General features: G+C 72.1%; 13 protein-coding genes. 3 read left to right on the forward strand and 10 right to left on the reverse strand.

Annotated features, from left to right (window positions below; all coding sequences use genetic code 11):
- Positions 1-41: 41 nt before the first annotated feature.
- Genes VMS22_18905 through VMS22_18915 form a run of 3 tightly spaced genes read right to left on the reverse strand, consistent with a single transcriptional unit; the run spans position 42 to position 2,379 of the window.
- Positions 42-1,223: a rhomboid family intramembrane serine protease gene (locus tag VMS22_18905; protein ID HXJ36107.1), complete on the reverse strand. Its 1,182-nt coding sequence runs from the start codon at positions 1,221-1,223 to the stop codon at positions 42-44.
- 11 nt (positions 1,224-1,234) lie between these two features.
- A complete protein-coding gene (locus VMS22_18910) occupies positions 1,235-1,714 on the reverse strand; it encodes a MaoC family dehydratase (GenBank protein ID HXJ36108.1) in 480 nt (159 codons plus the stop codon).
- A 53-nt stretch (positions 1,715-1,767) separates the two neighbouring features.
- Complete coding sequence (locus tag VMS22_18915) at positions 1,768-2,379, reverse strand: hypothetical protein (protein HXJ36109.1); 612 nt, start codon at positions 2,377-2,379, stop codon at positions 1,768-1,770.
- A gap of 84 nt (positions 2,380-2,463) precedes the next feature.
- On the opposite strand from VMS22_18915, the gene VMS22_18920 reads away from it, so the two are divergent.
- The 3 genes from VMS22_18920 to VMS22_18930 all read left to right on the forward strand — a co-directional run bounded on the left by VMS22_18920 (position 2,464) and on the right by VMS22_18930 (position 4,633).
- Positions 2,464-3,285, forward strand: coding sequence for a hypothetical protein (locus tag VMS22_18920; GenBank protein ID HXJ36110.1), 822 nt, complete (start codon positions 2,464-2,466; stop codon positions 3,283-3,285).
- Between the two features lie 131 nt (positions 3,286-3,416).
- A complete protein-coding gene (locus tag VMS22_18925; protein ID HXJ36111.1) occupies positions 3,417-3,677 on the forward strand; it encodes an RNA-binding protein in 261 nt (86 codons plus the stop codon).
- Between the two features lie 50 nt (positions 3,678-3,727).
- Entirely contained in the window at positions 3,728-4,633 is a 906-nt protein-coding gene (locus VMS22_18930; protein HXJ36112.1) for a hypothetical protein, read from the forward strand.
- A gap of 336 nt (positions 4,634-4,969) precedes the next feature.
- Here VMS22_18930 and VMS22_18935 read toward each other — a convergent pair whose 3' ends face one another.
- The 7 genes from VMS22_18935 to dprA all read right to left on the reverse strand — a co-directional run bounded on the left by VMS22_18935 (position 4,970) and on the right by dprA (position 15,288).
- Positions 4,970-5,407, reverse strand: a complete 438-nt coding sequence (locus VMS22_18935; protein HXJ36113.1) for a PKD domain-containing protein — start codon at positions 5,405-5,407, stop codon at positions 4,970-4,972.
- Between the two features lie 137 nt (positions 5,408-5,544).
- A complete protein-coding gene (locus VMS22_18940; GenBank protein ID HXJ36114.1) occupies positions 5,545-6,456 on the reverse strand; it encodes a branched-chain amino acid transaminase in 912 nt (303 codons plus the stop codon).
- A 13-nt stretch (positions 6,457-6,469) separates the two neighbouring features.
- Entirely contained in the window at positions 6,470-9,508 is a 3,039-nt protein-coding gene (gene glnE / locus VMS22_18945; protein ID HXJ36115.1) for a bifunctional [glutamate--ammonia ligase]-adenylyl-L-tyrosine phosphorylase/[glutamate--ammonia-ligase] adenylyltransferase, read from the reverse strand.
- Complete coding sequence (locus VMS22_18950; GenBank protein HXJ36116.1) at positions 9,505-10,440, reverse strand: Ppx/GppA family phosphatase; 936 nt, start codon at positions 10,438-10,440, stop codon at positions 9,505-9,507. The genes glnE and VMS22_18950 overlap by 4 nt, the downstream gene beginning before the upstream one ends.
- Positions 10,437-11,771: a methylenetetrahydrofolate--tRNA-(uracil(54)-C(5))-methyltransferase (FADH(2)-oxidizing) TrmFO gene (gene trmFO / locus VMS22_18955; GenBank protein ID HXJ36117.1), complete on the reverse strand. Its 1,335-nt coding sequence runs from the start codon at positions 11,769-11,771 to the stop codon at positions 10,437-10,439. Before trmFO ends, VMS22_18950 begins: the two co-directional genes overlap by 4 nt.
- A complete protein-coding gene (gene topA / locus VMS22_18960; GenBank protein ID HXJ36118.1) occupies positions 11,768-14,296 on the reverse strand; it encodes a type I DNA topoisomerase in 2,529 nt (842 codons plus the stop codon). Before topA ends, trmFO begins: the two co-directional genes overlap by 4 nt.
- Complete coding sequence (gene dprA, locus VMS22_18965) at positions 14,296-15,288, reverse strand: DNA-processing protein DprA (protein HXJ36119.1); 993 nt, start codon at positions 15,286-15,288, stop codon at positions 14,296-14,298. The genes topA and dprA overlap by 1 nt, the downstream gene beginning before the upstream one ends.
- Positions 15,289-15,529: the final 241 nt, after the last annotated feature.

Here is a 15,529-nt window from a genome sequence, read left to right on the forward strand (position 1 = left end):
GATCACCAAGGCCCAGCCAGCGGCGGCGAAGCGCTGAGCGCTCAGCCGAGCGGTCGCACGTCGCGCCGCCCGCGCTTCTGCAGGCCTGCGATCTGCTGCAGCGCCACCCGGGCACGGGCCTGCGTGGCGGGGTCGGCGTCCTCGTCGAGCACGGCGAGAAAGTGCTGGTACGCCGGCGCCGGCTGCCCGGCATCGTCGAGCAGGATGCTGCCGAGCTCGAGGTGTGCGGCGGCGCGGTCCGGGCCCGGCGGGAGGTCGCGCACCATGCGTCGCAGGAGCACCAGCGCCGCATCCAGGTGTCCGTTGGCGCGCAGCCAGCGGGCGAGCTCGAAGCCCTGGTCCGGCGAGAGCGTCCCGCGCGTCGCGCGGGCGGACTGGCGGAAGTACGTCGCGGCGGCGGCCGCGAAGCGGCCCTCGTCGACGAGCGCGCCGACCGCCTCCGGCGACTCCGGCACGGCGTCGGCGTACTCGGACGGCCGGTGCACGATGCCGTAGCGATCGGCGACCCACGCGATCGCCACGCCGGCGATGAACCCGCCGATGTGCGCGCTGTGCGCAACGCCGACGTCGTCGCCGGCGAAGAGATACGGGAGCAGATTGTCGAAGACGAGGTAGAACCCGAGCACGACCCGCGCCGGGACCTCGAAGATGTTGCCGAGAAACGGCGGCAGCAGCCACAGCATGCGAACGACGTTGCGCGGGAACCAGACGAAGTAGAGTCCGAGCACGCCGGAGATCGCGCCCGACGCGCCCACGACCGGCACCTGCGAGGCCGGTGCGCCGGCCCAATGGAAGAGCGTCGCCGCGGATCCCGTGCCGAGGTACGCGAGCGCGTAGCGAAACCCGCCCATGCGGCGCTCGACGTTGTCGCCGTAGATCCACAGGAAGAGCATGTTCCCGAACAGGTGCAGGAAGCCGCCGTGCAGGAACATCGACAGCACGAAGCCGCTCGCGGTGGGCGCCGCGGGCCGGAAGCCGTGCGTAAACACGTAGAGATCGTATGCGGAGACCTGCTGCGCGAGCGTCGCCATCGGAACCTGGCGGCCGAGCACGCGGCTCATGACGCGCAGGTATTCCGCCAGCGCCGGATCGCCCGGCAGCGGCCGCTGGTCCGAGAGCGGCAGGGTGACGAACGCGTAGATCGCGACGTTGATCGCGATGATCGCGTAGGTGACGACGGGAACCCCGCGGGGGTTCGGCGCGTCACCGATGGGAAGGACCACTCAGCCTCGCGTCAGCGCTTCACGGCGGGGTGGTAGAGGACCACCATCTCGTAGATGAGGGCCGGACGTTCGCTGCCCACCACGTGGACGTTGATCTCCTGCGTCACCTGCGTGCCCTTCGGGTGGGCCTCGGCACCGACCAGCCTGCCGCGCGAGTGGATCTTGGCGCCGGCCGGAACCGGGGACACGAAGCGCAGCTTGTTGGCGCCGTAGTTCGTCGCGTTCCCGTACCCGGTGATGCGCCACGCCGGCTCGCGCTTCATCGCGGGCAGCAGCGAGAGGGTGAGGAATCCGTGGGCGATCGGTCCCTTGAACGGGCTCTCGCGCTTCGCGCGCTCGACATCGACGTGGATCCACTGATGGTCGCCGGTGAGGTCGGCGAACTTGTTGATCATGTCCTGCGTGACCTCGATGGGCTCGCTCCAGCCGTCGAACTGGTCGCTGATCTTGGACTTCAAGCGCTCGATGTCGTCGAAGCGAATCTCTTCCACGGTGATGATCCTCCTTCCGGGTCCGCTACCCTTAGCCCGGGCGATTCGCACGCTCAAGGGACGGCGCCGAGTACGCGCAGCTCCTCGCGCGCGGCAGCCGCGTCGGTTGCGCTCCCCTTGCGCTCGGCGATCGCGAGCGCGCGCGTCGCCTCGGCGCGTGCCTCGTCGTCCGCACGGCGCGCGCGCAACGCCCGCACGAGGGTCAGGCGCGGCCGGAGATAGTCCGGGTCGATCTCGAGCGCGCGCCGCAGCAGGCGCTCGCCTTCCGCGGCGTCGCCGCCGAGCAGGCGCGGCAGCCCGAGGAGCAGCGAGCCCTTGCCCGTGAGGGCGTCCGCGAAATCGGGCGCCAGCTCGAGCGTCCGGTCGACCTCGACCCGCAGGCGGCGCAGCCGGCTCGGCGCGGCGAGGCTGAGCCCCTGCTCCTGCAACAGGCCGCCCAGCGCACAGAACGCTGCGAAGTGCGCGAGCGCGTCGGTGTCGCTGGTCGCGATCGCAGCCTCGGCGAGCGCCAGGCTGTCCTGGAGCACGGAGCTGCGCTCGGCGGCGGGACGACGCCTGGCGGCTTCGCACCGCGCCATCGCGCGATGCGACGCCGGCGTGCCGGGCGGATCCGCGGCGGATGCCGCGGCGCCGAGCCCGAGCGCGAGGACCAGCAGCCGCAGCACGCCGCGAGGCTAGGGGCGAGGTGGTCGGCGGTCAACCGCTCGCGCGCGTTTGCCGCCCGACATGCCGGTTGGTACGTGCGAGCCATGGTGCGGGGGCTCGTCGGCGCGGCGCTGTGCCTGCTGGTGGCTCGCGACGCGCGCGCGCTCCTGACGCTGCAGGTCGCCGTCGACGCCGAGGTGCGCGGCGACACGTCGGTACGCGTGACGGTGAACAACGTGGGCGACGAGCCCGCGCATCATCTGACACCCGACGTCACGTTCGTCGGGACGACCGCCCACGGCAAGCCCGTCGAGGCGCTGCCGCCGCGCTTCACCGAGGGCTGGGAGCTCGCGCTGCCGCATCCACCCGGACCCGGCACGTTCCCGCTCGTCGTGGACCTGCACTACGCCGACGCGTTCGGGCACCGCCTGTCGGCCCCGGTCGTCCACGTCGTGCGCACCCCCGGCATGGCGCCGCCGCAGATACGCATCGCCGTCGAGGCCGACGCGATCACGACCACCGGCCGCGGCCGCGTGACGCTCGACAACCCGGAGAACGTCGCGCTCGACGCCAGGCTGGCGGTGGTCGCGGGCGCCGGCGTCGGCGTCGATCCCTCGAGTCGCCCGGTGGTCGTCCCCGCGCACGGCCAGCTCGACGTGCCGCTGCGCTTCGACAACCCGGATGCGCCGCCCGGCGGGACGGTGCCGATCTACGCGTGGGTGACGATCGCCCGCGACGACCGCCACGAGACGGCCGTCGCGAGCGCCAACGTCGCCGTGGTCGACGCGGCGGATCGTGACGGGCCCGGGATCGGCGCGCTCGGGCTCGCGGCGATCCTCGCAGCGGGCGCCGCGCTCGCCGTCCTCTGGCGCCGCCGGCGCTCCGCGCCGCGCACGCGTGCGGAGCGGCGGCGGGACGCGTCATGAGACCCAGCCCGATGTGATAACAACTGGCCTAGACCGCGGTGCGACTCCCATGCTAGGGGACGCCTCGAACGGTACCGGAATGGTCGCGGGGTTGGCGGCGGCTCGTGGTCCGGATCATGCGAGGAGCGAGCATGGGTAAGCGACTCTACGTCGGGAACATCCCCTTCCAGACGTCCGAAGCCCAACTGCGCACCCTGTTCGAGCAGGATGGGCGGCAGGTCGCGGAGGTCAAGATCGTCATGGACCGCGAGACGGGTCGTCCTCGCGGCTTCGCGTTCGTCGAGATGGAGACCGACGCTCAGGCCGCCGCCGCGGTCGAGACGCTCAACGGCACCAGCTTCGGCGGTCGTCCGCTCACCGTGAGCGAAGCGCGCGCCCGCGAGCCGCGCTGACCCCCCGGCGCTTGCGCCCGCGCCGGCATCGGAGGCAAAGGTCTCCGCTCATGCCCGCGTCGCGTCGCCTGATCGCCGTCCTCGCCGCCACCCTGCTCCTGGCACGGCCGACGAGCGCCGACGTGATCCCGGCTTCCGAGGCGGGCGACCACGTGGGCCAGGCCCAGACGGTCGAAGGCGTCGTCACCGAAGCCCACATGGAAGGCGACAACCTGGTGCTCGAACTCGCGCCGCCGGAGGAGAAGGGCTTCCGCGTCGTGCTCGTGATCGGCCTCTTCTCCGACGTGCCGCGCCATCCCGAGCGGCTCTACGTCGACAGGCGCGTCCAGGCGAGCGGCATCATCCAGCGCTTCCACGGGCGTCCGGAGATGATCGTCGAGAGCGCGAGCCAGATTCAGGTCGTCGACGTCGCGGGACCCGCCGCCACCCCTCCACCCCCGACCAGCACGACGCTGCCCTCGCCTGCACGCGCGCCCGAGGCAGCTCCCGCTGCGCCGGCCGTCGTGACGCCGCCCCAGATCGCGCCCGCGGCGCCGCCGGCGCCTCCGCCCGCGCCCGCCCCTGCCGGGGCGCCGACGCCGACTCCGGCCCCCGCACCGGCGGCACCACCCGCCGCCGTGCCGCCTCCAGCGCCCGCCGCGGCGACACCCCCTGCGCCTGCGGTCGCTCCGGCGCCGGCGCCCGTGCCGCCTGCGCCCGTGCCGCCGACCTCGACGACGCTACCGGAGCAGCCCGCCGCGAAGCCGCTCCTCACCGAGCGCATCGCCGAGCAGCTCTGCGAGCGCGCGCGCACGCGCTGGCGCGACGCCGCCGCGCGAGTGCGCGAAGCGTCGGCGACGCTCGCGCGCTGTCTCGACGCGGAGAGCTACCGCTGCCGCGACGCGGCCGCGGCGCTCGCACCGGCGCTCACCGATCTCGAATGGGCCGAGCAGCAAGTCGAGGACCGCTGCGACTAAGTGCGCCGAGCCAAGACTGCGTCTTGGCTCGGGGAGAACCGAGTGTGGGGCGCTGGTGGCACGCGCGACCGGCATGCCGCGGCCGGCGAAGCCGGCGCGGCAAGGCAGGTACGCGCGACGCACACCGTGCGCGCGCGCTGCGCTCTCTGACGACCCGACCGCGCCCGGAGCATGGGAGGGAGCCCGCTATTGGCAACGATCGCGGCAGCGTGACCGAGGTGGGCGTACCTGCATTGCCGCGCCAGCTTCGCTGGCCGCGGCATGCCGGCGGCGCGTGCCACCGACGCCACACCCTCGCGTCCTCTCCCGACCCAAGACGCAGTCTTGGGTCGGTTCCTACTCGTCGTCGTCGGTCTCGACGAAGATGTCGATCTCGTCCGTGCCCTTGTTGCTCTTCTGATCGGTCACGGAGAGCGTCGCGGTGTACTCGCCCACCTTCTCGTAGGTGTGCGACGGGTTCTGCTCGGTGCTCTTCTGGCCGTCGCCGAAGTCCCACTCGAACTTCCACGGCCCGCCTTCCTCTTCCTCGACCGAGCCGGTGAACTGCACCTTCAACGGCGGCGCGCCCTCGTCGGGCTCGGCCTCGGCGATCACGTCGAGCTCGTACTCCTCGTCCTCGGCGGTCGTGCCGGCCTTGGCGGTGGTCGGAGGCGTCGCTGGTGCCGCCGTCGTCGGCTTCGCCGGCGTGCCCGCAGGTGGCGTCTCGGAGCCGCCACACCCGCCCATCACGAGCGGCAGCGCCAGCACACACGCGGACCAGACGTACACTCGCATCGGACCTCCTCGGGGTTCCCGGCGCCCGCGCCGGTTTCGGCGGTCGTAGCTACCTGAGGCCCTCCGGGATCGCAAGCCTCGCCGGCGTTCGGCGCCGCGCGCGCGGGCGCCGGAACGCATCCCGCACGGGGCTTGCCTCAGACCGGGGCGAGCCAGCTCCGATAGCGATCTTCGCGCCCCTGGACCACGCGGAAGAACAGCTCCTGCAGGCGGCGCGTGATCGGACCGGGCGTCCCGTCGCCGATCCGCCGCTCGTCGAGCTCCCGGATCGGCGTCACCTCGACGGCCGTACCGGTGAAGAATGCCTCATCGGCGAGGTAGATCTCGTCGCGCGTGAAGCGCTCCTCGCGCACGGGAATGCCGAGGTCGGCGAGCAGCGTCAGCACCGAGTCGCGCGTGATGCCGGCGAGCACGGTCGGGAGGGACGTCGTCCGCACGACGCCCTTCGAAACGACGAAGATGTTCTCGCCGCTCGCCTCCGACACGTAGCCGTCGACGTCGAGCATGAGCGACTCGTCGTACCCGAGCCCGCGCGCCTCGCGCGCGGCGAGGATCGAGTTGACGTAGTGTCCGACCGCCTTCGCCTTGGTCAGCATCGTGTTGGGATGGAAGCGTGCGAAGGAGCTGGTCTTGAGGCGCACGCCCTTGGTGAGCCCGTCCTCGCCGAGATAGGCGCCCCACGGCCACACGGCGATCGCGACGCGGGTCTTCGGCCGGGCGGCGAGGCCCATCTCGCCGTCGCCCATGAAGGCGAGCGGACGGATGTAGCACGCCTTCATGCGATTCGCGCGCACCGTGTCGATGCAGGCGGTCGCGATCTCGGCGGGCGTGAACGGGATCGGCATGTCGAGCACGTGCGCCGATCCGAACAGGCGTGCGACGTGCTCGGTCAGCCGGAAGATCGCCGAGCGCCCGTCGTGTCCTTCGTAGCAGCGGATGCCCTCGAAGACGCCGAGGCCGTAGTGCAGCGTATGCGTGAGCACATGGACGTTCGCCTCGTCCCACGCGACCAGGCTGCCGTCCATCCAGATGCGATCGGTCTTCTCCATGGAAGCGGGGACGCTAGCCCGAAGCGGTCGGGACTGGCAACCGCGACGCGCTCTCGAAGATGCGCGCGGAGATCTCGCGGATCGCCGCGCGATGGCGTGCGAGGTCGGCGCGAAACGACGCGACCACGGTCGCGTCGTCGCCGGCGTAGCCGAGGCGGCGCGCGAGGGCGAGCACGGCCTCGGCGTCGGCGTCGAACGCCTCGACGGCCTGGTCGCGCTCGATGCGCAGCCGCCCCTCGAGGTCGCGCAGGAACCCGTAGCCCGCGCGCAGCCGCTCGCCGTCGTCCCGTCGGAGGAGCCCCGTCTCGATGAGCGCGTCGAGCGCCTCGCGCGTCGAGCGCACGCGCAGCCGCGGCTCGGCGGGCCCGTGGCGGAGCTGCAGCATCTGGACCGCGAACTCGACGTCCACCAGCCCGCCCCAATCGGTCTTGATGTTGACCGCGTCGCCGCTCTGGGCTCCCCGCTCGTCCGCGATGCGCGCGCGCATCGCCGCCATCTCCTGCACCTTCTCGGGCGCGAGCCCGTGGCCGTACACGAAGCGGTCGATCACGTGGGCGACACGATCCCGGAGGGCGCGCGGTCCCGTCAGCGGACGCGCCTTCGCGAGCGCCTGGCGCTCCCACACCGCGGCGCTGGTCGCGTGGTAGCTCTCGAAGGCGGCGATCGACGACACGAGCGTCCCTTGATTGCCCGAAGGCCGCAGGCGGGTGTCGATCTTGTAGGCGATGCCCTCCTGCGTCGGCGTCTGCAGCGCGCTGATCGTACGCTGCGCGACGCGGCTGAAGTACTCGTGCGGCGCGAGCCCACGCTCGGCCCACCATCCTTCGGGGCCGGCGTCGTACAGGAACACGATGTCGAGGTCGGAGTGGTAGTTGAGCTCGCCGCCTCCGAGCTTGCCCATGCCGACGATGACGAGGCCGTCGGTCGGCGGCGTCGCCGGCAGCCCGAGCCGGTCGCCGACGGCCGCCTGCGCGATGTCGGCGGCGGCGGCGAGACAGGTCTCGGCCAGCATCGTGAGCTGGCTGCGCACCACCTCGCCCGGCAGCTCGCCCTCGATGTCGTGGACCCCGATGCGCAGGAACTCCTCGTGGCGGAAGCGACGGATGGTGTCGAGCTGGCGCTCGAGGTCGCGCGCGGCAGCGAGCCGCGCGGCGAGCTCGGCGTCGAGCTCGGCGCGCGTCACGTCGAGGCGGATCAGATCGGCCCGCACCAGGCTGTCGAGCAGCTCGGGATGGCGCAGGAAGTAGCGTGAGAGGAACTCGCTCGTACCGAAGAGGCGGAGGAGGAGCCGCATCACGCCCGTGTTCTCGAGCAGCAGGTGCAGGAAGCTCGTGCGCGCCCCGATCGAGCCGATGAAGCTCGCGAGGTGGCTGAGGGCACGATCGGGATCGGCGGTGCGCGCGATCTCACCCAGCATGGCCGGCGCGAGCGCCGCCATCGCCCGCTGCCGCCGCGGCGACGCGGGCGCATGGCTCGGACCGTCGCGGAGGAGCTTCAGGTCGGCATACGCGGTCGCCGTATCCGTGAACCCGAGCGCGGCGAGCCGCGCGCGCGTCCCCGCCTCGTCGTCGAGCTCGTCGAAGATCGCGGCCACCTCGGGCCGCTCCTCGCGCCGACGCTCCTCCTCCGCACCGTGGAACAGGGCCTCGAACGCGCCATGGACGACCTCGGTATGGTGCGCGTGCTGAGCGCGGAAGCGCGCATCGCCGTCGGCGCCGACGAAGCCGAGGCGGCGCAAGAGCACCGCATACTCCTCCGGATCGTCCGGGATGCGCTGCGTCTGCCGCTCGTGCGCGATCTGGATCTTGTGCTCGACGTCGCGCAGGAACCGGTACGCTGCGGCGAGCCGTTCGGCGAGCGTCGCGTCGGCGTACCCGCCGCGCGTGAGTTCCCGGAGCGTCGCGACGGTCCCGCGGGCCTGGAGCCGCGCGTCCTTCCCGCCGTGCACCAGCTGCTGCGCCTGCACCCAGAACTCGATCTCCCGGATGCCGCCACGGCCGAGCTTCACGTCGCGTTGGTACTGCCCGGGGTGACGCAGCGATTGATCCACTCGCCGCTTCATCGCGTTCAGGTCCTCGAGGGTCGAGAAGTCGAGGTAGCGGCGATAGACGAATGGTGCGAGCTCGCCGAGCAGCGTGTCGCCGAGGCGTCGCTCGCCGCCGACCGGCCGCGCCTTCAGCCACACGGCCCGCTCCCACGTCTGGCCCCACGCCTCGTAGTACGACACCGTCGCGGCGACCGACGCCGCGAGCGGCCCCTCGCCGCCACCGGGCCGCAGCCGGAGGTCCACTCGGAAGCACAACCCGTCCGCCGTCACCTCGGCGAGCGCCTTCGTCACTTCCTCGGCGATGCGGACGAAGAACTCGCGCAACGTCCGGCCGGACGCGTGCTCGCCGTCGTCGGCGTACAGGTAGACGAGATCGATGTCGGAGCTGTAGTTGAGCTCCTCGCCCCCGAGCTTCCCCATCCCGAGCACGGCGAAGGCGACCGGCGGATCGCCGCCCCATTCCGCGGCGATGCGCGCCCGGGTGCACGCCGTCGCGACGTCGATCAAGCCCTCGGCGAGGGCGGACAGCTCGGCCACGGTGTCGTCGACGGTGGCGAGCGCGACCAGGTCGCGGCCACCGATCCGCACCAGCTCGCGGCGCCGGTAGGCGCGCAGCAGCGCGTGGAGCGTCGCGCGTGCCACCGATCCGTGCGCACCCATCTCCGCGAGCGCGCGCACGTGCGTCGCGACGTCGCGGCGCGGCTCGCCCGTGACGCGCCGAAAGAGCGCCGGCCAACCCGTTGCTTCCGCGGCGAGCGTCGAGGCGAGCGCCGGACTGCCACCGAGCACCCGCAGCAGCAGGTCGGGGCGCTCGACGGGCGCAGGCGCGGCGTCGAGGAGCCGCTCGAGCGCGTGCAGGGCCCCCGCCGGATCGGCCGCAGCGCGCAGCCCCGCGAGCGTGGCGTCGTCGCCCGCCGCCTCGAGCCACCCGGCGACCGGGCCCATCGCCTGCAGCACGCGCTCCGGGTTCGGGACGCCGGCGGCGCCCAACTGCGTGCCCGTCACCCCCACAGCGCACCCATCATCACGCGCACGCCGGCCGCGGCGAGCCGCTCGCGGAGGTAGGCATGCCGGACGCCGTGATCGCTCACGCGCAGCCGGGACGTCCCCAGGGCTCGCGCCACGCCGCCGAGGATACACGCTCCCGCCGGAAGAATCGCGGCGCGCCCCGGCTCGAGCAACTCGCCGTCCGCCGGAACGCGAGCGGCGATGGCCTCGAGCATGTCCGTCGCCAGCGCCGCGCCATGGACGGCGCGAGGATCGTAGCGGGCGAGGCCCAGCGCGAGCGCGGCGAGCGAGGTCGCCGTGCCGCCGGAGGCGGCCGCGAGCGCCCCTGCGGCGCGCGCACGCGCGGGCAGGTCCGTCGTCGCCAGCCCGACGTCGATCGCGTGGTGCAGGCGAGCCCCGTCGCCGCCGCACGCGTCGGTGAGCGCGAGCGCACCGAGCGGCAGGCTCACACACGCGTCGATCGTCTCGCCGCGGCCGAGCGCGAGCTCGGTCGTGGCGCCGCCGACGTCGATGGCGACGACGGGTGCCGCACCCAGACCAAGGCCGTGGACGACCGCCGCGAAGGCGAGGTGCGCTTCGCGCGTGCCGCTCAGGATCTCCACTGGAACGCCCGACGCGGCGGCGACATCGTCCGCGAACGCCTGACCGTCGGCAGCGCGCCGCGCCGCTCCCGTCGCGAACGCCCAGACGTCGTGTGCGCCGCGGGCTCGCGCCCGGCCGGCGAGCTTCACGACGGTGTCGAGGGTGGCCCGTGCCCGCTCCGGATCGAGCGCGCCACCCGCGCGGAGCCCGGCGCCGAGCCGGGTCGTCGTGGCGGCTTCGTCGATCGCGCGCGCCGAGCCGTCGGCGCCGACGGCGACCATGAGAAGCAGGACGGAGTTGCTGCCGACGTCGATCGCGGCGGCGACCCGGGCGCCCGAGCCGCTCACGCCACCGAGGCGGCACCGCCGGGCGGCGCCATGATCCCGTCACGCCAGCGCGTGAGGTCGGTCAGTCCCCGCTCGGCGAGCGCGAGCTTCTTCTCCCGCCCGTGCAGCGCGCGCGGCAGCGGTGGGAACAGACCGTAGTTCGCGTTCATCGGCTGGAAGCTCTTCTTGCCGCGCTCGGTCACGTACGCGAGCATCGAGCCCATCGCCGTCGTCCGCGGCGGGATCGCGAGCGGTTCGCCGCGCAGGAGACGCACGACGTTGAGACCCGCGAGGATTCCGGTCGCCGCCGACTCGACGTAGCCCTCCACGCCGACGATCTGGCCGGCGAGAAAGAGCGAGCGGCGGGCGGCGACCTGCAGCGAGGGCAGGAGCAGGTCGGGCGCGTTCACGTACGTGTTGCGGTGCAGGCTCCCCAGCCGCACGAACTCGGCGCGCTCGAGCCCGGGGATCATGCGCAGCACGCGCCGCTGCTCCCCGTACGTCATCTTCGTCTGGAAGCCGACGATGTTGTAGAGGCGGCCTTCGGCATCGTCCTGCCGGAGCTGCACGGCGGCGAACGGACGCGTGCCGGTGCGCGGGTCCACGAGCCCGACCGGGCGCATCGGGCCGAACGCGAGCGTGTCGCGCCCGCGGCGCGCCATCTCCTCGATCGGCATGCAGCCCTCGAAGTAGATGATGCGCTCGAAGTCGCGCGCCGGAACCTTCTCGGCGGCCATCACCGCGTCGACGAACGCATAGTACGCGTCCCGGCCGAGGGGGCAGTTGACGTAGTCGTCGCCGCCCTTGTCGTAGCGCGACTGCTTCCAGGCGACCTGCATGTCGATCGAGTCGGTGGTCACGGTCGGCGCGATCGCGTCGTAGAAGTACAGGTGCGGCGATCCGAGCAGGCGCGCTAGTGCGGTCGAGAGCGCCGGCGACGTCAACGGGCCGGTGGCGAGGATCGTGAGCCCGCTCGGGACGTCGGTGACCTCTTCGCGGACGAGACGGATCAGCGGGTCCCGCTCGATCGCAGCGGTCAGTCCCTCGGCGAACCGCACGCGGTCGACCGCGAGGCATGCTCCTGCCGGCACCCGATGCCGATCGGCGACGGCCATGACGACGGAGCCGAGCTGCCGCATCTCCTCCTTCAGGAGGCCGACGGCCGTCTCCATGGTCGCGTTGCGGAACGAGTTCGAGCAGACGAGCTCGCCCAGATGATCGGTCACGTGCGCGGCGGTCTCGCGCACCGGACGCATCTCGTAGAGGTCGACCGGGATCCCGGCGCGCGTGAGCTGCCAGGCCGCCTCGCAGCCGGCGAGCCCGCCGCCGATGATCGTCACCCGATCGCTCACGAGAGCTCCGCGCCGCCCGTCGTCCCCTTCTTCTTCTTGACGGCGGCCGGCTTCCGCCCGGGTGCGCTCGCCTTGCGCGGGCGGGCGGGAGCCGCCGCGGCCGGCGCGTCGACCTTGGCCGCGGCCGGCCGTGCGCTCGCGGCGGCCTTCTTGCCGGGTGGCGGCGTGCCCGTCCGCGCGGGACGCCGCGACGCCGCTTCGCGGCGCTCGGGCAGCGGCAGCACGTTGCCTTCGGCGAGCTCGGGCTGGAAGACCCAGTCGCAGCCTTCCTTGGCGCACCGGCGGATCGTCCCGTACCGCTTGGTCACCTTCTCCGTCACGAAGCTCGCACCGCACTTGGGACACGGCTCGAGCACCGGCTTGTCCCACACGACGGACTTGCACTCGGGGTAGCGATTGCACGAGTAGAAGAGCTTGCCGCGCCGCGAAACGCGCTCGTACATCTCGCCTTGCCCGCACACGAGGCACGTGGCTCCGGTCGGCTTCGGCTTGTGGAACGGCCGGATGTTCTTGCAGTCCGGATAGCCCGAGCAGCCGACGAACTTGCCGAAGCGGCCGAACCGGACCTGCATCGGCTTGCCGCAGAGCTCGCACGCTTCGTCGACGACCTCGGGCGCTTCGGGAACGATCTTCCCGTTCTCGTCGCGCGTGAAGTTCATGGTGTTGCGGCACTCGGGGTAGCCGCTGCAGGCGAGGAACTCGCCGCGCCGACCCCACTTGATGACCATCCCCTTGCCGCACTTCTCGCAGGTGAGGTCGGTCGGGCGCTCCTCCCGCTTCACGTCGCGCATCTCGACCTGCGCGCGCTCGAGGTCCTTGGCGAAGGGCACCCAGAAGCGGCGCATCGCCTGCGACCAGTGCTCCTTGCCTTCTTCGATGGCGTCGAGCTCGTCCTCCATCGAGGCCGTGAACTCGACGTTGAGCACGTCGGGGAACGAGCCGACGAGGAGATCGGTCACGAGGAACCCGAGCTCGGTCGGCTTGAGCCGCCGCTGGTCGTCCTCGATCACGTACTCCTTGTTGAGGATCGTCCCCATGATGCTGGCGTACGTGGACGGCCGGCCGATGTCCTGCTCCTCCATCTCCTTGATGAGCGTCGCCTGGGTGAAGCGCGGTGGCGGCTGCGTGAAGTGCTGCTCGGGCAGGAGCTCGAGGAGCTTCACGGTCTCGCCCGCGGTGAGCGGCGGGAGCTGGCCCTCGGTGTCGTCGTCGTCGCCGTTCGGCGCCGCGGCATCGTCGCGGCCCTCGGTGTAGACGCGGATGAAGCCGTCGAACTTGAGGATCTGGCCGGTGGCGCGGAAGCGGCAGCGCTCGGCCTGGAGGTCGATCGAGGTGGCGTCGTAGACCGCCGACGCCATCTGGCTCGCGACGAAGCGGTTCCAGATGAGCGTGTAGAGCAGCAGCTCCTCCCGCTCGACGAACGGCGCCACGCGCTCGGGCGGCCACTCCATCAAGGTCGGCCGGATCGCTTCGTGGGCGTCCTGCGCCTCCTTCTTGGAGCGGTAGACGTTCGGCTGCTCGGGCACGTACTCGGGCCCGAACCGCCCGCCGATGAATTCGCGCGCCGCCGCGATGGCGTCGCCCGCGATGCGGGTCGAGTCGGTGCGCATGTAGGTGATGAGGCCGACCGCGCCCTCGTCGCCGAGCTCGACGCCCTCGTACAGCCGCTGCGCGATGCGCATGGTCCGCGACGGCTGGAACCCGAGCTTGCGCGACGCCTCCTGCTGGAGCTTGGAGGTGATGAAGGGCGGCGTCGGATGGCGGCGTCGCTCCTTCTTCTCGACGTTGGTGACGGTCCAGGTGGCGCCCGGCAGGCCCGCGAGGACCTCGTCGACGCGGGTCTTGGTGTCGAGGCGGAGCTGCTTGTGGTCGAGCTTCTGGCCGTCGATCTCGGCGAGGCGCGCCGTGAACGGCGGCGGCTGCTGGCCCTCGACCCGCGCCTCGACCGTCCAGTACTCCTCGGGAACGAAGGCGAGGATCTCGCGCTCGCGCTCGCAGATGATGCGCACGGCGACCGATTGCACGCGCCCGGCCGAGAGCCCGCGCCGCACCTTGTTCCAGAGCAGCGGCGAGAGCTTGTAGCCGACCAGCCGATCGAGCACGCGCCGGGCCTGCTGCGCGTCGAAGAGGTGCTTGTCGAGATCGCGCGGTTCCTTGATCGCCGCCTGCACGGCCTTCTTCGTGATCTCGTTGAAGAGGACGCGGCGGACGTTCTTCTTCTTCGGGTAGCCGAGCTTCTCGGCGATGTGCCACGCGATGGCCTCGCCCTCGCGATCGGGGTCGGAGGCGAGGTAGACGTTGTCCTTGTCCTTGGCCGCCTTCTTGATGTCGGCGAGGACCTGTGCCTTGCCCTGGATGACGTGGTACTCGGCGGCGAAGTCGTTCTCGATGTCGACCCCGAGCTTCGACTTCGGCAGGTCCATCACGTGGCCGATCGACGCCTTCACCTGGTAGTCGCGGCCCAGGTACTTGGAGAGCGTCTTCGCCTTGGCCGGCGACTCGACGATGACGAGGTGCTTCGCCACTAGGCCACCTGCCTCCGGACGAACCGCATGCCCGGGCGCTGCTCGACGAGGCCGCGCAGTTCGAGCGCGAGCAGCGTCTCGAGCGCCGCGCCGGCATCGACCCCGGCCCGCGCGACGACGTCGTCGACGTGCGCGGCGCCGTCGCCGATCGCGCCGAGGAGGCGCTGCTCCGCTGCCGTGACCGATGCCGCGGCGATCGCCGCGCGAGCCGCCCTCACCCGGCCGACCAGCGCCGGCGCGATCTCGGTGAGCACGTCCTCGACCGACGTCACGAGCTTGGCACCCTGCTGGATCAGACGGTGGCAGCCAGCGTGCTGGGGCACGCCCACCGGCCCGGGCACCGCGAACACCTCGCGCCCCTGCTCCAGCGCGTAGTGCGCCGTGATGAGCGAGCCGCTACGTTCCGCTGCCTCCACCACCACCGTCCCCACCGAAACCCCGCTGATGATACGGTTCCTCCGAGGGAAATGAAAATGCAGGGGCGGGGTGCCCCATGGGAACTCGGTGACGAGCGCTCCCCGGCCCGCGATCTGGTCGCCCAGACCCCGGTTCCAGGTGGGGTAGACGCGATCGATTCCGGTCGCCATGACCGCGATCGTCCGGCCTCCTGCGGCGAGCGCTCCGCGGTGCGCGGCCGCGTCGACGCCGGTGGCAAGACCGCTCACGACCGTGATTCCCGCCTGCGCGAGGCCGCGCGCGAGGTCGTCGGCGACCCGACGTCCGTACTCGCCCGCCCTCCGCGCACCCACGATCGCAACCGCCGGATCGTCGATGGCCTCGATCGATCCGCGCACCATCAACGCCAGCGGAGGGTCGGCGATCGGGCGCAGCCGCGCGGGATAGCGGTCGTCGTCCCACGTGATGGCGGCGGCCCCGATCCGATCGAGGGCAGCCCGCTCGGCGCTCGCGAGAGCCCCCGCCCGGCCGATCTCCGAGGCGACCTCGGCCGCGATTCCAGCACCCCGGAGCACCGCCGCCGATGCCTCCACCACACGCTCCGAGCCACCCAGAAGCGCAGCCAGATCAATGGCTTGCCGCGGTGGGAGGCCGGGAACCAGGGCGAGCCCCAGCCATGCGTCGGCAGGGGCGGCGGTCCTGACAGGGCCGGTCATCGCGGAGCGACGCGGGCTACTACACGCACCTGGTCGTTGCAACTTGCCTGCCATCGTTGCACGCCGGCACGGCTCCGTCGACGAACAAAATGTCCCGTCGATTGCGCTGCGCGGTGCGTTC

The sequence above is a fragment of the Candidatus Eisenbacteria bacterium genome (genome assembly GCA_035577985.1).
Classification (GTDB): domain Bacteria; phylum Desulfobacterota; class Binatia; order DP-6; family DP-6; genus DATJZY01.